This is a genomic window from Paenibacillus sp. ov031 (assembly GCF_900143165.1).
Taxonomy (GTDB): Bacteria; Bacillota; Bacilli; order Paenibacillales; family Paenibacillaceae; genus Paenibacillus; species Paenibacillus marchantiae.
In genome coordinates this window covers 755,465-772,848 of record NZ_FRDO01000003.1, presented here as the reverse complement: position 1 = coordinate 772,848, position 17,384 = coordinate 755,465, and the positions used below count along the sequence as shown (strand labels likewise).

Genomic DNA, 17,384 nt, shown 5'->3' with positions numbered 1-17,384 from the left:
TGATAAAGGACTGATCCATATGAAATCGCTATCACCATATGTTCTTGCCAAACGTAATTTGACAATGACCATTCTATATATGGCAGTCATGACTTTTCTGGCTATCTATGTTGCATCGACGTCTCTGTACTTTGCTATCGGATTTTTTGTGGTTGTTCAATCTATAGGTGTACTTATGCTGAGACATTACATCAAAAAAGTGAAAGAACTGAAGGAAGACAGTAACCCTTGAATGCTAGTCCAATCCATACGATTGGTTGCAAACGCTCACGTTCCATAGCATACAAAAAAACAAAAGCCGAACTTCTTCAGATAGAAGATTTCGGCTTTTGTGTGTTCTATGATTTTATACAAAGCATAATTGATGTATCTACCAAATTAACGATTATCTATCGTCTCTGGATACATATCATGGTTCATCATGCGGTGCTCGGCCATTTGCTCATACTTCGTGCCCGGTTTACCGTAGTTGGTGTACGGATCGATGGAAATGCCGCCGCGCGGCGTGAATTTGCCCCATACTTCAATGAAGCGTGGGTCCATCAGCTTAATCAGGTCGTTCATGATGATGTTCACACAATCCTCGTGGAAATCACCATGGTTGCGGAAGCTGAACAGGTACAGCTTAAGTGACTTGCTCTCCACCATTTTCACATCAGGGATGTATCTGATATAGATCGTTGCAAAGTCCGGCTGACCCGTGATCGGGCACAGGCTGGTGAACTCCGGGCAGTTGAATTTGACAAAATAATCCCGGTACGGGTGTTTGTTATCGAAGTTTTCCAGAATACCTGGATCATATTCAAACGTATATTTTACGCCCTGGTTACCCAGCAACGTTAGATCTTGCATTTCATCAGGTTGTCTCATGGATTCGTAAACGCTCCTTATTTCCGGCGACGCACGAAGCTGACCGGTATATATGATAGGCCATCTTAGCCTTAGTATGTTCCCAAAATTAAATCATGCCGCCCATTCCACCCATATAGCCCATCAGACGCCGCGTTTGTTGCCCCACACAAGGGTATGCAGCTGTGGCAGCACACGAACGTTGTTCAGATCATCGGATGCACTGACTTGATCAATCAGCCATTCATAGCGAGCAAGCAGCGAAGACGCCAGATCTGGCGTATCAGCAGAAGTGACATCCGGGTTCCCGGTCTGCAAAAATAAATCGGTGCCCGGATACCGTGCATGCACACGGCGGGCATAGTCCAAGTCTGCTTCATCGAAAATTACGATCTTCAGACTGTGACTTCGTTCCACCGGGCGAACAGCCAGTCGGTGGATCAGATCATCCAGCACAGCCCAGTCGGTGTTCATTCCTGAGCTGGGAGGCTTGGGCGAGACGGTGACTTCGTCAATGTCCCCCAGCCAAGACTGCCAACGAGAGCCCTGCGTTTCTACCGCGGTGCGGATGCCGTTCTCCCGAAGCAGCTTAACCAATCCGCCCAGCGAAGCGAGCAGGGCAGGATTTCCGCCTGAGATGGTCACATGAGAGAAGCGTGAGCCGCCAACGCGGCGCAATTCCTCCCACACATCCTCCGGCGTAATCATTCGGATCAGGTCCTTGCCACTGCCGTCCCAAGTAAAGGCCGAGTCACACCAGGAACAGCGATAATCGCAGCCCGCGGTTCGAACGAACATCGTTTTCTGCCCAATAACCATGCCTTCACCTTGAACCGTCGGGCCGAAGATTTCCATCACAGGAATACGAGCCTCTATGCTACGTTCCACACTACTCATCGATCATCCACTCCCGTCTGGCCTCAGCGTAACTGGTCGGCGTCTCGTATAAGCGGACAAACTCTGTTCGACCACCCTCGGTAAGTGCAGCATACGGTTCGGTTTGCAAGGCATGCTCCATCTGCTCGAACAACCAGACGACCATATTTTCAGCAGTTGTGTTCATGAGGGGAAGGGTTTCGTTCAAATACTGATGATCCAGATACCCTTCAATTTGTGTTTTCCATATATCCTTGATATGTCCAAAATCAACAGTCAGTCCGGTCTCACCCGGGTAACCGCTAATGCCAAAAACAACTTTATACGTATGTCCGTGCAAGTTCTTGCACTTGCCTTCATAACAATGCAGATGATGCGCAGCGTCAAACGTAAACTCCTTGCTGACAAGCACACGTTTGCGATGATAGCGAAGCTGGGCAGGAAGGATATCTTCTCCAATCCGCTGCAACCGTTCCACAATACGAAATGTTCCCGGTTCTCTCATCGTACGTCCGCTCCTGGAGTTCCAACAGTAGTAGAATCAGTGCGTTGCTCCAGATAGCGATCCAGTCCGGCTTTGCGCAGTTTGCAGGCAGGACATTCTCCGCAGCCATCGCCGATAATTCCGTTATAACAGGTCAGTGTGCGCTCCCGCACATAATCGAAGGCACCGAGCTCATCCGCCATTTTCCACGTCTGGGCTTTGTCCAGCCACATCAGTGGGGTGTGAATGACAAATGGGTAGTCCATCGATAGATTCAGCGTAACATTCATCGACTTTACAAACGAATCCCGACAATCCGGGTATCCGCTGAAATCCGTTTCGCATACACCTGTGACGAGGTGACGAGCCCCTTTTTGCTTCGCCATAATGGCTGCAAAACTGAGGAACAGCAGATTCCGTCCATCGACAAACGTACTTGGCAGTTCGCCTTCTTCATGCGTAATCTCCATATCCGTACGGGTGAGTGCATTAGGCGCGAGTTGGTTTAACAAACTCATGTCCAGTACCGTTTGCTGTACACTCAGATCGCGAGCGATCTCTGCGGCGCATTCAATCTCCAGCTTGTGACGCTGGCCGTAATCGAAGGTAACCACTTCAACCTCGGCAAATTGCTGTTTGGCCCAGAACAAACAAGTTGTACTGTCCTGACCGCCGCTAAATACAACGACTGCTTTTTCTTCGTTCAACATAAAAAAACCTCTCCATCTTCTTAAGATCAATCCATGCACATAGGCACAGAGTGTCGGAAGAACAGAGAAGTTCATGAACTGGCATCCATCAAAAAACACACCTTCTCGTAGGCTGCTTCAAAAAAGCAGGACGATCTAGTGTCCTTAGTTTTTTACGTACGTTGTTACCTAAAATGTACGCAAGACTTATTGACCTTAATGAAGGTCGAGTCTTATAGAGGGAGTTCGCGAACCTCTCCCATGCCATAGGCATGGATTTTCTTCTTCAATTGTCCGGTACAGTATATCACATTTCCAATACGGTGAGCATGCTTTCCATGAGAATCCATTTATAACTGAGCCTAACGTCATCTGGATTCATTTAATCAATACATTTCCAAAAGGAATGACTTCCTTCAGAATTCGCTTAAATAAGCCTTCATCGTTCATATCCTGTTCCAGTCTATGATTTTCACGACCGGCCTGAAAGAGTACAGAGCCATGTCCTGTCATCTTCCAATGATAGTTCATATGCTGGCTGGCAAGGTTGTTCCCGTATACGGTAAGTTCCAGCTGCGCGTTCTCAGGATAGGCGATAATACTGCCTGCATCCACGTATAGTGGTGCGGTAGGGTGCAGTTCCTGTTGGCAGACCTGACCTTGTGTCAGCAATCCAATCTTGCCTTTGCCCGAAAATTTCATTTTCACGGCATCCCGAGTGATGAGCATGTTTTTGATTTTCTGAATTTTGGTGTGCATCGTGACGCCGTCGGAGTAGAAGAAAAGGTGACGGAAGTCATACAGCAGATCGCTGTTCTCACTCAGTTCAACTTCCTTCATGGTGAATCCGGGAGGCAGGGCGGCCACAAATTGACAAGGACCGGTAATTTCGGATTTGATGAGCTTTTTTTTGCGATAGATACCCGAAATGTTCATGAATTTATCATTGCGACTGCTGCTTGGGCCGCGAAAAGCGACAATTTGCTGGGGATGGAGAATATGCAGGCGGTCGTCCTGGATCAACGAGAACGTGACCACTTGTCCGGCTCCGCCAGCTTCGGCATTATTCAGGTGTATGTGCATTCGGTTGCTCCTGTTCTTTTATACTCGGCCAGAACGGCGACGCATTCCCCAGCGCATCACCCGAATCAGAATAAAGTATCCCAATATGAGTGAAACGGCTGTGATAATCATCGTTTGAATGCGTTTGGCAGTTGCCGTTTTGGCATCCTGATCATTTTGCAGCTTGCTCACCATGTCGGTCAGTTTTTCGTTTTGTGCCAGCAACAACTCGTTCTGGGCCTTGAATGCTTCGACATTTGCCTGGGCTTGTCCCAATTGGGCAGAGGTCTGATTCAACTGCTCCAGCGTCTGTTTATAGCTTTCCTGCAAGGCGTTCACTTCTCCAGGTAGCTCGGAGACTCGTTCCCATCCACTATAGATATCGGAGAATATATTGGCATTTGCTGCACTGACTGTAGAAGTCAAAGAAACAGTAAACAATACACATGTGGTGAATAACACCCGAATGAAATAACCCTGAATGGGTTTTGGCATGAATGGCACCTTCTTTCGGTTACATAATCGTTTGCCGATTTTGTCGTCATTTGTTGAAATACGGCTCTTACATTATACGTCAAAACCGGGACAATGGGTTCAAGATGATATAGTTTTAATTACCCTATATGAGAATAAATCAATACATGTGGACAAGTGTTTAATTTTAAGAACGTCGGGGTAATAGAAGGACAGGGCAGCACTCCGGACGGCCTTGACATGATTCTTTTACTTCAGCTCTGGGTGCCTGCTATTCATAATAACGAAATTTGTAATTTAATGAGAGAAAACAATATATCCGATTTTTATGAAGATCGTGAATACGAAGGGGTAGAAACGTATGTACACAACTAAACAAGCTGCAACAACCAAAACGATTATGATCACTGTAAATGGTGAGCCGATCGGGCGTGAATTGATTATCGACAGTATTACTTATGCTCCAATCACAGAACCTGATTCTGTACAAAGTTTACACAAAATGGGAATTGATCCATCTACGATTTAAGATAGGACTTGTCATATAAAAGTGGTCTAAAAGCTTGGCATACTGCCAAGCTTTTTCGTCGTTTATTGTCGTAATTACGCGGATTTAGGGATGAGAAACTAATATTATGGAAAAATTTCCTGCGAACATATGTTCCGTGACAATATAGTGTCCATTTACCCTGATAACTTAGAAGATAATACATATAAATCGGGGGAGAGACTACCAGTGAACTCAGTCTTTGAAGTATCTTATTCGTGGAATAGAGAGGCCATACCGACAGGGGGAGCCGACCCCGTATATATGATGGTGGAGTGGCGTAACGGAGCCCCTGCCAAAAGACTCAGGAAAATAGCACCCAAAATTGTGTCACGAGACTTGGAACTTTTGCTCAAACCGGAATTTGGAATTCAGCTCAAGGGCATCTACGGCTGTCGTTCCAAAGAAACGGATATCGGTTGGGTTTTAAGACTTGGTGATGTATACAAGGGAGAGAGTAAACAAATCTTACTCGAATTCGCCATGGGACCGCGTGTATCAGGAAAAAGTGCCGTATGTTCAGCTTATTGGAGTACGCGAAAGTTGAAACAAAGCCAGAGAGTACTGCTGCGCAGAGAACAGTTGTATATTCAGTATACAAGTCATCTGGGCATGCTGCGTCAGCCGGAAGATCCCAAGGTAGAGAAGACAATCAAATTAAACGAAACAGTTCCTCTAATTAAACAAGCTTTGCGTGCTTATGAAAGAGGCCGTACACAAGAGGGCAGTGATATGCTGCGTCGTCATGCAGATGCTTTGTTAATTGAAGCGGCTCGCAAACAGGATCTAGATTATTATGAGGAAGCCGAAATATTGGAGAAACTTCGGCACCATTACGGGATTACTTTTAATTCCATGGTTCATAATCGCGGAAAAACGATGTTAGGTGAATAGGGATAAAGAACTAGGGAAGATGGGGCGGAAAGGAATGTTTCTACATAATTTTTTGAAGGTGAAGTCAAGGAATAAGTCGAATGTACTAAACAACATAATAATAAAAAAATGGATGGAGTTGTATCGAATTTATTGAAACAACATCGTGGAGGGTCCGGCAAAATGACAGACCGACTGATCCGATTAATGCGCATTATAACTCTTGTGCAGGCCAAACCGGGTGTTCTGGCCCGTGAGCTTGCCGAGCGGTGCGAAACAACGGAAAGGACGATATACCGCGACATGGAGGCCCTCAGTGCAATGCATATCCCCATCGCCAATATGGGACACGGGAGAGGATACATGTTTATCAGCCATTTTGCCATGTATCCGCTGAATTGGTCTGATGAAGAAGCTCAAGCCTTTATGCACCTGGCAGAAGTCATGGAGAATATTCGTCCGTTGCTGAAGCCTGCTTTTGAGAGCGCGTATGAGAAAGTGGTTGCTTCGAGTCAGAAAAACAAAACAGAGCGAGTGGAATGGTCTGAGCAAATTAGCGGGTTGTTCAAAGTGGGTACATCTGCTTGGCAAAATGAAAGTACTGAACTTCTGAATCATTCCCTGGTGACCTTGCTTCAGGCCGGAATTTCCCAGAACACTATTGAAGGAGAATATCTGTTTCAAGGTAAAAAGGGGATTGCGCGAATGGATCCCTACTGTCTTATTCCTCGTGAATACCGATTTGATCTGTTGGCATATTGTCACCTGTCAGAAAGACTGAGAATATTTCAAGTGAATCGTTTGCACAGGGTTCGGATTTTGCCACGCACGTTCCGCAAAGATGATTACCTTTTACAATCTCACTTCCGCACGCCACAGGAACTTAGCGGCAGTACGGAGTGGACTGCATTCAAGATCAGATTCTCGCCGCACGCCGTGGAGCGTGTCATGCAGGAGCAGTTTTTTGCACGCCCCATCTTGACGATCGAACCGGAGGGTACGCTGTTATTTGAGGCCATACTGAGTGATGAACAAGGGTTTCTAACCTGGTTGTCTCAATATGGACCCGATGCCGAAATTCTGGAGCCTCAGAGCTACCGTCTTTTGATGAAGGAACGTCTGGAACGTTGGAGAGAGATCTACAACTGAACGTCAGTGCAGATCATGGCTGGTCTGCCTTTGTTCAACATGCGTTGTATGCAATTACTCTTTGGTCTTGAACAGGTGTGCAAGGTTACCAAAAGGGGAATCTTTCTCGTCATCTTCTACACTGCTGGAATAGACCACTTTGGATGTGATGCCCTCATCATCTGCGGCGCAATTGGTTTCCAGTTTGAATTGATCAAATTGATGCATGAATACTTTGGCTGTATTAATCGCATCATCCAAAGCGCGGTGCTGAGTGCCATCGAATTCAATACCACAAAGTTCCAGAGCCTGAGCGAGTCCAAGCTGACGGAATTTTCCTTCCTTACGCACAGTTCGCGACCATTGCTGCTGAAGATCATTGTGGTTGGTGATCCAGGCTACATCGAGCTGATGAGTGCGACAATGAGAGATCAGTTTGGTGCGGTCATCCGGTCCCCAGGAGCACATGTAATAGGATTCACTTCCCATCCATGCAATAAATTGATTCAGTGCTTCGGGAAAAAGAGGGGCTGCGTCGATGTCTTTCTGCGTAATACCCGTAAACTGAATTGTATCGGCGGATAGCACCGACTTATTGGATGGACGAACATAAGTGTGGAACGTATCCGACACGAACAGGCCGTTCTCACCTTCCGTTACTTTGACGGCACCGATATCTATAATTTCAGAAGAGTAACGTGTATTGCGACTTACCGTGAATTCAAGATCGTAAATAATATATGGCATAGGACAAACTCCTTTATCAATTAATACATGGTTTCTATTTCTCTATATTACAGGGAACGCACAGCCATGTCAGCCATCGCCCAGCAATTCATTTTAACGTAAAGCTGGCAACAGTGTGGTTGACAACTTCTTGTAAATACACTATGGTGATCAAAAATGATAACAGCGATCAACGAGGACATAATTACGTTAGCCAGCTTCTACAGAGAGGAAACCGCTTAGTGCAAGGTTTCTGTTGCTGTTTCGTTATTCCTACCTCGCGAGCTGCGGAGGAGAAGGCCCGAACGGCCTGTAACCTTCGCCGGATGGGCCCGTTATGCCTTGAAGGACTGCGCGTTCACGTTTTGCATCGGTTGCAAACGTAGAACCGGTTTATGGCAAATGACCTGATGATTTGAAGTCAGGTCAGCCGGCAAAGTGCAGTTAAATAAGGGTGGTACCACGACACATTCGTCCCTTGACGGATGTGTTTTTTTGCTGTTTATAACCAGATTTACAATATCGATTAGAAGAATAAGGGGTGTGACAAGATGCGTCAAAGTGAAATGCTTGTTCCAACATTACGTGAAGCACCAGCAGAGGCAGATGCAGCAGGGCATCGCTGGTTATTGCGCTCGGGTATGATTCGCCAACTCGCAGCAGGGATATACAGTTATCTGCCCTTGGGGCGTCGTATCTTGCTGAATGTCGAACGAATCGTTCGGGAAGAAATGGACCGTGCAGGATGTCAGGAAGTATTGCTGCCAATCATGCAGCCTGCTGAGTTATGGGAAGAATCCGGAAGATATACTCAGTATGGCCCTGAGCTGATGCGTCTGAAGGATCGCCATGCACGAGAATTCGCCTTGGGTCCAACCCATGAAGAGGTTGTGACTGCACTGGCTCGTGACGAGGTTAATTCTTATCGGAAGCTGCCGTTTACACTTTATCAGATTGGAACCAAATTCAGAGATGAACGTCGCCCAAGGTTTGGATTACTGCGGGGACGGGAGTTCATCATGAAGGATGCGTACTCTTTTGCTTCCGATTGGGAAGAGCTGGATCGCACCTATCAGGCCATGAATACGGCGTATTCGCGTATTCTGGAGCGTTGTGGACTGGAATATATTCGAGTGGAAGCCGATGCAGGCACTATTGGTGGTCAGGGGGAGACCCACGAATTCATGGCACTTGCTGATGTGGGAGAAGATACGATCGTAACTTGCAAACATTGTGGATATGCCGCAAATCTGGAGAAGGCGGGGTATCAGACTTCTAAATCTTCTACTAAGAATCCAGGACAAGCGGAAGCTTCTGCTGACCTGAAAACGGTTGAAAAAGCTGATGGGAATACCGAGGGTGACACGTTGGTTCGTATCCAAACGCCAGGTGTACGTACGATCAATGAGTTAAGCGCCTTTGTGGGCAAGGATGCCCAGCATATGATCAAAACATTGCTTTATCAGGCTGATGGTCAACTGGTCGCTGCGCTTGTTCGTGGGGATCATGAAGTGAATGATATCGCGCTGAAGCAGGTATTGGGTGCAGAAGAGCTAATTCTGGCTGATGAAACTGCCCTTGCAAGTCATCCGAATTTAACTGTAGGTTTCCTGGGTCCTATTGGACTGGATCTGCCGATTGTAGTAGATGCGGATGTAGCTGCAATGGAATATGCCATTACAGGAGCGAATGAAGTTGATGTACACTATTCGAATGTACGTCCGGGTAAAGATTTTGCTTTGGACAAAGTAGATCGAATCCGTTTTGCTGCTGAAGGTGACGGCTGCCCAACCTGTGGAGAATCGCTTGTATTCACAAAAGGAATAGAAGTCGGGCATATCTTCAAACTGGGAACCAAGTACAGTGACGCCATGGGAGCATCCTTCCTGGATCGCAATGGACGACAGTGCGCACCTGTAATGGGTTGTTACGGTATCGGTGTGTCTCGTCTGATGGCCGCTATTGCGGAACAATACGCCGGAGAAGATGGTATCCGTTGGCCAGCAGCCATTGCGCCTTATCATGTACATCTGATCCCAATGAGCTGGAAGGACGAACAGCAACGCGAACTCACGTTGGAACTGGAACAACAACTAGTAGATGCCGGATACAGTGTACTGATCGATGATCGGGATGAACGGCCAGGGGTGAAGTTCAAGGATTCGGAATTGATCGGATTGCCTGTCCAGATTGTTATTGGCCGAGGTGCGGCAGAGGGACAGGTGGAATTTGGATCGCATGTTCTTGCAGCACAAGGCGAATCCAAACGAATCAGTATGACGGCACAAGAGGCTGTAAGTCAGGTGAAGGAACAACTATAGTCCAGAATTAAAAAAAAATCCTTATGAAAACCATGCTACGTGTCTCTATATAATAGAGCGATGTATAATAGGTCCAGATATTATGCGGTAAGAGATGTTTGTGGTTATGTAACGGATTAAAGCGTTAAAAAGAGGGCTATAGTCATATAAGTATGCAACACTATTTGCGTATTGTCATACCAAATTACTAGAATTTGAAAAATTGTATTCTGTATACAGTCGGTTTGTCCATAAGAGCTTCTGGCGAATCATGTCAGGAATCTATGCATGTGCAAATACGCAAATCATGGAACGAGAAATATATCGTTTGAATGTGAAATAACCGCATGAGAGTGGCAATTTTGGAGATATCTTCTATAGTCCATGGTAGAGGGCATGGGATGAAGTGATTTCTTAAAGTGGCTTTGGAGATTTATTTTTGCAGCAAAGCTATATTCATGTAAACATGGATGTGCAACTCGGTAGGTTAACTACTGAGTGATGTAATTTGTAAAATAAAAAAGGGTGTCCATCAGCCAGTTATGGCTTGAGGGACACCCTTTCTTTGAATTTTAATTGGTACAACTATCTGCTCTTCTCAGAACTTAAGAGGCTGCAGGCAGTTTCAATTGTTGGCCTGGATAAATCCAGTGTGGATTTTTGATCTTATTCAGCTTTTGCAGAGCTTGCCAAGTGGTACCGTATTGTTTGGAGATGGAATACAGGGAATCTCCGGATTTTACAACATGCACTTTGGCTGGAGCTGGTTTACTTGGCGTCGGTTTCGACGGTGTTTCTGGTTTTGGTGTAGTTGGAGCTGGTGTTTCCGTTACTGGAGCTTCCGGTTCAACCGCAGGAGCCTTTGCTTCCTTGATTCGACCGTCTGTTTTGATTTCTACAGCGCCCAGTTTTTGCATGTATTCGATCAACGCTTCATCCATAGCACCGTACATGCCGGACGTTGTATATTTTGCAAACATCGTGTACTCGTCACCACCAACAGCAGTGAAATCATTCGTAGCCATTGTGTACGTTGCTTTTGGATCAAGGGCTTTATCTCCGATCATGACGGAGTGTACACGGCTGCCTTTTGCAGCGGAAGAATCAATGCTGAATGTCATGCCGGATACTTGTGGGAATCCGCCACTTGGTTCTGGATAAGATCCTACACCGTTTTCAAGGGCTGCGAGTACATCGGAGCCTTTTACTTCAAGCGTTACAACCTGATTACCAAAAGGAAGGACAGTAATGATATCCCCTTTAGTTACGATACCTTTTTCAATGGAAGAACGAATACCGCCACCGTTTGTGAGTGCGATATCGGCTTTGCTGATGTCACGGATGGCATCTGCCAGCAGATCACCCAGGTTCGTTTCACCTGCGCGTACTTGTTCACGTTTGCCGTCCAGCAGAATCGCTGTATTGGCTACTTCTTCTTTCAAAATGGGTTCTTGTTCTTTCAGAATGGAGTTCACCAATGCGGCAACTTTCTCATTCGGTTTGATGTCTTTTGCTTCCGTTTCATCAATCAGTGTTGCTTGTTTTTTCGTTACTTTGCCGCCGTCAACCCACAGGTCGATCACGCCTACAAAGTTTGTATACTCTCCAGCGCTGGCGATCAGTGTTCCGTTATCCGATACAAGTCCATCTTGCAGAACCGTATGGCTATGACCGTCGATGAATACATCAATGCCAGGCACTTCTTTTACAACTTTGAAGCTAGTATCGGTGCTGGACGCGTCTTGTCCAAGGTGTCCCAATACAACAACAACATCTACTTTGCTGCGAATTTCGTTCACGAGAACTTTGGCTTCTGCAGTTGGGTCTGTAATATCAAGACCTTCCACATTTTTCGGATTCGTTTTATACATCGTTTCCGGTGTAGTCAGCGCAATGATACCGATCTTCACGCCGTCTACTTCTTTAATGAGGTAAGGATCGAAGAGACGAGTTCCGTCTTTCTTTTTCACATTGGCACTGAGCATGGGGAAGTTCATCATATCCGCAAGTTCGATGAGGCGCTCGGAACCGTAGTTGAATTCGTGGTTACCCGGTACAATCGCTTGATAACCGATTTCATTCATTACTTTGACAATGCTCTCACCGTTAACGAGTGTAGCAAAGGTTGTACCATGCACTGCATCTCCGGCATCCAGCAGAAGGGTATTTGGGTTTTCGCTACGGTATTTGTCCGCGATTCCAGCAACTTTGGCGAAACCCATCGCAGGTGAGGACTCAACTGCGCGTGCGTGTGTGTCATTCGTATGTAGAATAGTAATGTGCTTACCTGTGCCCGGAGTGGTATCCGTTGCAGCAGCGGCAATGCCCACACTGCCAAGCAGCAGACAGAGCGTTAGCACAAGTGAAACATAAGTCTTCCAGATTTTCATATGAATCAGTAACCTCCCCAAAATAATAATCTACCTGAGCGTTTGCACAACTCATGTTGTATTTTACCAGACTACTATTAGGAAATCTCGTGATTCACGTAAAAATAGGTAACCTGAAAGTGACATCTGATTTTCATAGTGGAAGATTAAGAGAGAACTTCACTTGTGAGGAACGTATGTTCTTAAAAAGGCTTAAAAAAATGCTGCACTTCACGTGGCAGTCCAGTACGCAAACAAAATTTCTCCAGTGATTCATCCGGCTCTGGCATCACCCCTGAAGTTAGAAGCTGTATGGCAAAACGATTGGCCTGTCTTTCCAGCTTGCCTGGGGCAAAATAGGAGTGTTCCTCCAGAAAGAACCGGTTTATGCCTTTGTGCAATCGGTCATGTCCAAGTTCATGGGCACACACAAAACGCTGCCATTCCGGCGGTAAATCATTGTGAATGACGATAAATCTGCGACGGAGCTTTCGGAAATACAGTCCTTTGGTGGACTTGCCCAGATTGGTGAACCGGATCTGTATTCCAATGGCTCTGGCAATGCTGAAAGGGCAGTTTGTCCGGTGTTTTCGAATCAGCTTTGTTACAATGTCATCCATATCATCTCACCTGCTGCTTTAGTTTGTTCAGCTTGAAATGCTTCATGGGCGCTCGTCCGGATCGTTCGTTTTTTTTCGTTTGTTCATCTGTTTGGCTTCCCAGAACAGACCTGTCAGGACATCCTTAATTCGTTTCTTATCCTCATCATCCAGCGGGATGCCGTCAAACATCAGATCATCCTCGTCCTCGAGCATCTTTTTAAAGTCCCGACGGTCCTTATAAGTTGCCCATTCTGGAGCGTCATGGAGCTCACTTGCTGTATTTCCGGTTTCCAGATAGCCGGCCTGTTTCATCATATCCGCGTAGGGAACCGAGAGTGCGTCCGAGATTTTGCGGATGGTAGCAGGCTTGGGAACTCCACGAACCCCATTCTCAATGCGTGAAATTTGCGAGTTGCTGATTCCTGCTGCTTCGGCGAGCTGATTGATACTGTATCCCTGTTGCTCGCGCAGTTGTTTCAGATAAGGACCAAAAGCGTGCTCCACCATTCATTCCACTCCTTTGATTCGTACAAGTGCTTGAATTATAAAGAAGCTAGTTGGATGAGGGAGATAGATGTGCGTTCTATGCCCGTTCCGGATTCGGATCGTTCTTTTGATCGCTGTTATCCCCGGATTTCCTATTTCACTTTCTAAAGGGAGAAATCCGGGGATAAAGGCGAACGCTTCGCTTCTTCAGAATCGATTCCGTCTCCTTCACTGCGTATGCGCGTGACCATACTTCTAGCCCATCGTCCAAAACGGAGTAGCTTCTTTATAAAAGTCAAATGACTTATACGAGGATCTTTAATTATCTGTACTATATCGTATATATACCATTAGGTAAAGGGATATGAAACAATTATGCCAAAAGGTAAAGGAAATGAGAGCGCGGGTTTTATTTTATAGTTAAAACGACCCAAAATGAAGGTTTACGCCGATCCCCAGAAAGTGGTATCCTCAAATAGAAATACGAACAAAATACGAACAAAATGTAAAGTTGAGACAAGTTGGATGATGAGGAAAATGAATTATTCCTGCTTCATACCTGACTTTAACTGATTCCAAAAGGCAACAGAAAAAACTTGAAGAATGCCGTTACTATTTGAGAGAACTGGATAACTCTAATAAAAGGAGTATTTTGTATTAATCCCAAAAGCGATTCAAATTAGCAATAGGTAGATCGAAAAGCTTCTATTCGTCTAACTATTGTACCCGTAAGCGACTGGAACCGAATAATACAAAATACCAAAGATGAGATGAATGCGAGTTTAACTGACCCTTTAAGGAGGAGAATGAATATGGAACTGATGCTGCCCGAATTGGACCGACGCAAAACACAGACTGCTGTTGAAGCCGCGCTGGAAAAATACCGGATTTATAAAACGATTGCTTTTGAAGAACGAGAGGTGATGGTGACGGCGAGTTACGCTGAGCGTTTCCATGGTGCAACGAATGTGACCGGGGATTCCACTGCCAGAACGGCAATCTATAATGTGGATGTACAGCGCGCACGTCAGGCGTACTGCGATACGATTGATTTTGTGGTATCTCGACTGAGCGAGAAGGAACGTGTACTTGTCAGCGAACGTTATCTGAAGGATGACGATGTATTTGACTATAAAGTGTATAACCATGTGTTTGACCCGCCTGTCAGCAAGGATACGTATACGAAGATTCGGACACGTGCTTTCTATAAAATGGCGCTGGCTCTGTCGGATCGTGGTCTGATTAATATGGAGCCTTTATCTGCATCTCGCAAAGAGCGACAGAAGCTGGGCTAGAGGTGAAGCAAGAAGTTCATCCTTTTATATCCTTCGCTGATTGTATACAATAATTGAAAACAATATTAAGGATCAGTCAAAGGAGAGGAATCCGCATGACGGAACAAGCCGGAATGCAGGAGATGTACACACTGAAGACGATCGCGGAAACGCTCAACACATCCAACGACCTGAATCTGATGCTGGATACGGTACTCGGTAAATTGTTGGAACTGACGGGATTGACTACGGGCTGGGTATTCCTGATCAATAATCAGGGAGAGTACTCCTGTATTGCTGATTACAGTTTGCCTCCTGCTCTGCTGCATCATGACAAGGAGCCGATGCGCTGTGGGTCTTGCTGGTGCGTGAATCGCTTCCGGGACGGGAGATTGGATAATGCCGTCAATATTATTAATTGCAAACGCCTAGAGGATGCCGTCGATCATCAATGGGGAGATACCCATGACATCACCCATCATGCAACGGTTCCGCTCCGCTCGGGGGAAAAGATGCTGGGACTGCTGAATGTTGCTGCACCAGGGAAAGAGCATTTCAGTGATAGTGAGCTGGCGCTTTTGCAGGCTGTAGCTTATCAGATAGGCAGTGCAATGGAGCGGATGCGATTATATAGCGCAGAGCAAAGGCGAGCGGATCTGTATGTCAGGCTGGGGGAGTTCAGCCGATCGCTGGGCGTGACGGTCAACGATTGCAGCAGTGGAGACGATATGGCCAAGATGGTTGTAAAGCTGCTTGGGTATCATTACGATTGGCCTTTTGCCGCACTGTTATCCCAGAAAAACGGAAGTTTTATGGTACAGGCGGCTTATGCTCATGGCAGGTCCGAAATGATGACAATATCTGGACTCTCTCCAGAGTTGCAGACTCGCATGCATCGTGTGATTGATTCTCATCGGGCTATGGTATTGTCGGCAACGGAAATCCAAGATGTTTCTGCTATCTGCAATACCGGGCTCCCTAAGTCTGTTTTGGCTTCAGGCTTGGCTGCTCCCATCCCATTAAGTTCTCCTGGCGAAACGGCAGTACTGGTGGTTGGATTGGGCTCGGCCAATGGCTTCCTTCAGGCAGATCGTGAGGTTTTCGATGCACTCGCTGAACATATTACAGCCTCGTGGGAGAGTCTGAGACTAGTATACAAACGGCGGGAATTGACCCGACTGGAGGAACGAAACCGTTTGGCTCGGGATTTGCATGATTCGGTGAACCAAATTTTGTTCTCCCTGTCTCTCACAGCCAAAGGGGCAGAGAGCATGTTAGCCGGATCACTACAGCTGCATCCGGCTGCGGAAGCGATGAAGGATATACGTTCCTTGTCGCAGGAAGCATTAAAGGAAATGCGTGCCTTGATTATGCAGCTTCGTCCGGCGGGTTTGGAGTCTGGTCTGCTCAGTGCATTGCAGGAATATGGTACAGGACAGGGATTGCAGGTCGTTGTACATCGGACGGGTATGCGCTCCTTGCCTCAAAGTATTGAGGAAGGCTTATGGCGTATTGGACAGGAAGCACTCAATAATGTGCGTAAACATGCGGGAGTCCCTTCTGCTGAGATATCCCTCCAGCTAAGCGATCAGGAAGCGATATTAATCGTTACAGATCGAGGAAAAGGGGGGGCCAAAAAGCGTGAGGCTTTGCCTGCCAGTTCACTTGGTCTGTCCATCATGAGGGAACGGGCCCAGTCACTGGGCGGCAGACTTGAACTTGTGAGTTCATCCCGAAAGGGAACATCGGTAACGGTCGTCATTCCACTTCCGTCCGAATCTGTATAAATCAGGGGGGAGAAGACATGCCGATTACGATTTTACTCGCGGACGATCATGCAATGGTGAGGCGCGGGTTGCACGTTTTTTTGTCCACTCAGCCAGATATGGAAGTCGTCGGAGAAGCCTCGAATGGACAGGAAGCACTGGAACAAGCAGAACAACTGCATCCGGATGTGGTATTAATGGATCTGCATATGCCCGTGCTTGACGGGATCGAGACGGCGAGAAGGCTTCGTTCGATCTTGCCTGGAATCCGTATCATCGTACTTACGTCCTTTTCCGATCAGGATCATGTCGTACCGGCCGTACGCGCAGGAGTGAAGGGATATCTGCTAAAAGATATTGAGCCAGAGGATCTTGCCGTTGCCATTCGTAATGTGCATGCAGGTCAGGTAGAGCTTCATCCTGCAGCAGCAGGACAATTAATGCATGTGATGGCATCGTCTGAACTGTCGATGAATGAAGCGCATGAGCGTGCAAATCCCCATTCGTCTACTCGGCTTCCAGAGCAAGAGCGGATAGGGCTGGGAAAAGAAACTTCTCATAGACCGGACATGCTTACTCGCCGGGAACGAGAGGTTCTGGGGCTGATTGCACAAGGATTGAGTAATAAAGAGATCGCCATCAAACTAATCATTACCGAGAAAACGGTGAAAACCCATGTCAGTCATCTGTTGGACAAATTGGGATTGGCAGACCGCACGCAAGCTGCGCTTCATGCCGTAAGAAATGGTTGGGTCGTCTGATCCATCTTCCTATTCTCAGACTAAAGTTGTAGAAACTCAACCCAAAGGTTGAGTTTTTTTGTGCTGCAAGTTAAGTCTATCTGCCGACGATTCCGAGGTAGAAGCAAGGTAAGATGAG

The 17,384-nt window shown here is 46.5% G+C and carries 18 protein-coding genes; 8 read left to right on the top strand and 10 right to left on the bottom strand.

Going from position 1 to position 17,384, the window contains the following annotated elements; translation table 11 throughout:
- The first annotated feature begins 19 nt into the window (after positions 1 to 19).
- Positions 20 to 232, top strand: a complete 213-nt coding sequence (locus tag BUA17_RS17445; protein ID WP_072734402.1) for a hypothetical protein — start codon at positions 20 to 22, stop codon at positions 230 to 232.
- 146 nt (positions 233 to 378) lie between these two features.
- On the opposite strand, the gene queF is transcribed toward BUA17_RS17445, so the two are convergent.
- The 6 genes from queF to BUA17_RS17415 all read right to left on the bottom strand — a co-directional run bounded on the left by queF (position 379) and on the right by BUA17_RS17415 (position 4,455).
- A complete protein-coding gene (queF, locus tag BUA17_RS17440; RefSeq protein WP_072734401.1) occupies positions 379 to 870 on the bottom strand; it encodes a preQ(1) synthase in 492 nt (163 codons plus the stop codon).
- A 123-nt stretch (positions 871 to 993) separates the two neighbouring features.
- Entirely contained in the window at positions 994 to 1,746 is a 753-nt protein-coding gene (gene queE / locus BUA17_RS17435; RefSeq protein ID WP_072734400.1) for a 7-carboxy-7-deazaguanine synthase QueE, read from the bottom strand.
- The gene (gene queD, locus BUA17_RS17430; RefSeq protein WP_064640203.1) at positions 1,739 to 2,230 is read right to left on the bottom strand and encodes a 6-carboxytetrahydropterin synthase QueD; all 492 of its coding nucleotides are present in this window, start codon (positions 2,228 to 2,230) and stop codon (positions 1,739 to 1,741) included. Before queD ends, queE begins: the two co-directional genes overlap by 8 nt.
- Positions 2,227 to 2,916, bottom strand: coding sequence for a 7-cyano-7-deazaguanine synthase QueC (gene queC / locus BUA17_RS17425; RefSeq protein WP_072734460.1), 690 nt, complete (start codon positions 2,914 to 2,916; stop codon positions 2,227 to 2,229). Before queC ends, queD begins: the two co-directional genes overlap by 4 nt.
- A gap of 360 nt (positions 2,917 to 3,276) precedes the next feature.
- Complete coding sequence (locus BUA17_RS17420; RefSeq protein WP_063564567.1) at positions 3,277 to 3,981, bottom strand: AIM24 family protein; 705 nt, start codon at positions 3,979 to 3,981, stop codon at positions 3,277 to 3,279.
- 18 nt (positions 3,982 to 3,999) lie between these two features.
- Complete coding sequence (locus BUA17_RS17415; protein ID WP_024632428.1) at positions 4,000 to 4,455, bottom strand: hypothetical protein; 456 nt, start codon at positions 4,453 to 4,455, stop codon at positions 4,000 to 4,002.
- Between the two features lie 340 nt (positions 4,456 to 4,795).
- Between BUA17_RS17415 and BUA17_RS31240 the strand changes: the two genes are divergently transcribed.
- The 3 genes from BUA17_RS31240 to BUA17_RS17405 all read left to right on the top strand — a co-directional run bounded on the left by BUA17_RS31240 (position 4,796) and on the right by BUA17_RS17405 (position 7,003).
- Positions 4,796 to 4,963, top strand: coding sequence for a hypothetical protein (locus BUA17_RS31240; RefSeq protein ID WP_170867871.1), 168 nt, complete (start codon positions 4,796 to 4,798; stop codon positions 4,961 to 4,963).
- A 207-nt stretch (positions 4,964 to 5,170) separates the two neighbouring features.
- Positions 5,171 to 5,875 (top strand): hypothetical protein, encoded by a 705-nt coding sequence (locus tag BUA17_RS17410; RefSeq protein WP_139295681.1) that lies wholly within the window; start codon positions 5,171 to 5,173, stop codon positions 5,873 to 5,875.
- A 162-nt stretch (positions 5,876 to 6,037) separates the two neighbouring features.
- The gene (locus tag BUA17_RS17405; protein ID WP_072734399.1) at positions 6,038 to 7,003 is read left to right on the top strand and encodes a helix-turn-helix transcriptional regulator; all 966 of its coding nucleotides are present in this window, start codon (positions 6,038 to 6,040) and stop codon (positions 7,001 to 7,003) included.
- A gap of 54 nt (positions 7,004 to 7,057) precedes the next feature.
- Here the strand turns inward: BUA17_RS17405 and BUA17_RS17400 are convergent, their stop codons facing one another.
- Positions 7,058 to 7,729 carry a 3'-5' exonuclease gene (locus tag BUA17_RS17400; protein WP_063564564.1) on the bottom strand — a complete coding sequence of 224 codons (672 nt, stop codon included), beginning with the start codon at positions 7,727 to 7,729 and terminating at the stop codon, positions 7,058 to 7,060.
- A gap of 530 nt (positions 7,730 to 8,259) precedes the next feature.
- Between BUA17_RS17400 and BUA17_RS17395 the strand changes: the two genes are divergently transcribed.
- Positions 8,260 to 10,029, top strand: coding sequence for a proline--tRNA ligase (locus BUA17_RS17395; protein ID WP_072734398.1), 1,770 nt, complete (start codon positions 8,260 to 8,262; stop codon positions 10,027 to 10,029).
- Positions 10,030 to 10,613: 584 nt separating this feature from the next.
- Here BUA17_RS17395 and BUA17_RS17390 read toward each other — a convergent pair.
- The 3 genes from BUA17_RS17390 to BUA17_RS17380 form a co-directional block, all read right to left on the bottom strand.
- Complete coding sequence (locus tag BUA17_RS17390) at positions 10,614 to 12,398, bottom strand: 5'-nucleotidase C-terminal domain-containing protein (RefSeq protein WP_072734397.1); 1,785 nt, start codon at positions 12,396 to 12,398, stop codon at positions 10,614 to 10,616.
- Between the two features lie 182 nt (positions 12,399 to 12,580).
- The gene (locus BUA17_RS17385; RefSeq protein ID WP_072734396.1) at positions 12,581 to 12,997 is read right to left on the bottom strand and encodes an ImmA/IrrE family metallo-endopeptidase; all 417 of its coding nucleotides are present in this window, start codon (positions 12,995 to 12,997) and stop codon (positions 12,581 to 12,583) included.
- A 42-nt stretch (positions 12,998 to 13,039) separates the two neighbouring features.
- A complete protein-coding gene (locus tag BUA17_RS17380; RefSeq protein WP_072734395.1) occupies positions 13,040 to 13,486 on the bottom strand; it encodes a helix-turn-helix domain-containing protein in 447 nt (148 codons plus the stop codon).
- 791 nt (positions 13,487 to 14,277) lie between these two features.
- Here BUA17_RS17380 and BUA17_RS17375 point away from each other — a divergent pair.
- From BUA17_RS17375 to BUA17_RS17365, 3 genes are all read left to right on the top strand, one after another.
- Complete coding sequence (locus BUA17_RS17375; protein WP_053783401.1) at positions 14,278 to 14,760, top strand: ArpU family phage packaging/lysis transcriptional regulator; 483 nt, start codon at positions 14,278 to 14,280, stop codon at positions 14,758 to 14,760.
- 95 nt (positions 14,761 to 14,855) lie between these two features.
- The gene (locus BUA17_RS17370; RefSeq protein ID WP_072734394.1) at positions 14,856 to 16,526 is read left to right on the top strand and encodes a GAF domain-containing sensor histidine kinase; all 1,671 of its coding nucleotides are present in this window, start codon (positions 14,856 to 14,858) and stop codon (positions 16,524 to 16,526) included.
- 17 nt (positions 16,527 to 16,543) lie between these two features.
- Entirely contained in the window at positions 16,544 to 17,266 is a 723-nt protein-coding gene (locus BUA17_RS17365) for a response regulator (RefSeq protein ID WP_063564559.1), read from the top strand.
- Positions 17,267 to 17,384 lie beyond the last annotated feature (118 nt).

Bases quoted from the DNA above. Each gene is read 5' to 3' on its own strand.
- BUA17_RS17370 (WP_072734394.1), top strand. From the start codon at position 14,856: ATGACGGAACAAGCCGGAATGCAGGAGATGTACACACTGAAGACGATC.
- BUA17_RS17400 (WP_063564564.1), bottom strand. From the start codon at position 7,729: ATGCCATATATTATTTACGATCTTGAATTCACGGTAAGTCGCAATACA.
- BUA17_RS17395 (WP_072734398.1), top strand. From the start codon at position 8,260: ATGCGTCAAAGTGAAATGCTTGTTCCAACATTACGTGAAGCACCAGCA.
- BUA17_RS17380 (WP_072734395.1), bottom strand. From the start codon at position 13,486: ATGGTGGAGCACGCTTTTGGTCCTTATCTGAAACAACTGCGCGAGCAA.
- queE (WP_072734400.1), bottom strand. From the start codon at position 1,746: ATGAGTAGTGTGGAACGTAGCATAGAGGCTCGTATTCCTGTGATGGAA.
- BUA17_RS17365 (WP_063564559.1), top strand. From the start codon at position 16,544: ATGCCGATTACGATTTTACTCGCGGACGATCATGCAATGGTGAGGCGC.
- BUA17_RS17385 (WP_072734396.1), bottom strand. From the start codon at position 12,997: ATGGATGACATTGTAACAAAGCTGATTCGAAAACACCGGACAAACTGC.
- BUA17_RS17415 (WP_024632428.1), bottom strand. From the start codon at position 4,455: ATGCCAAAACCCATTCAGGGTTATTTCATTCGGGTGTTATTCACCACA.
- BUA17_RS17420 (WP_063564567.1), bottom strand. From the start codon at position 3,981: ATGCACATACACCTGAATAATGCCGAAGCTGGCGGAGCCGGACAAGTG.
- BUA17_RS17375 (WP_053783401.1), top strand. From the start codon at position 14,278: ATGGAACTGATGCTGCCCGAATTGGACCGACGCAAAACACAGACTGCT.
- queD (WP_064640203.1), bottom strand. From the start codon at position 2,230: ATGAGAGAACCGGGAACATTTCGTATTGTGGAACGGTTGCAGCGGATT.
- BUA17_RS17445 (WP_072734402.1), top strand. From the start codon at position 20: ATGAAATCGCTATCACCATATGTTCTTGCCAAACGTAATTTGACAATG.
- BUA17_RS31240 (WP_170867871.1), top strand. From the start codon at position 4,796: ATGTACACAACTAAACAAGCTGCAACAACCAAAACGATTATGATCACT.
- BUA17_RS17390 (WP_072734397.1), bottom strand. From the start codon at position 12,398: ATGAAAATCTGGAAGACTTATGTTTCACTTGTGCTAACGCTCTGTCTG.
- BUA17_RS17405 (WP_072734399.1), top strand. From the start codon at position 6,038: ATGACAGACCGACTGATCCGATTAATGCGCATTATAACTCTTGTGCAG.
- queF (WP_072734401.1), bottom strand. From the start codon at position 870: ATGAGACAACCTGATGAAATGCAAGATCTAACGTTGCTGGGTAACCAG.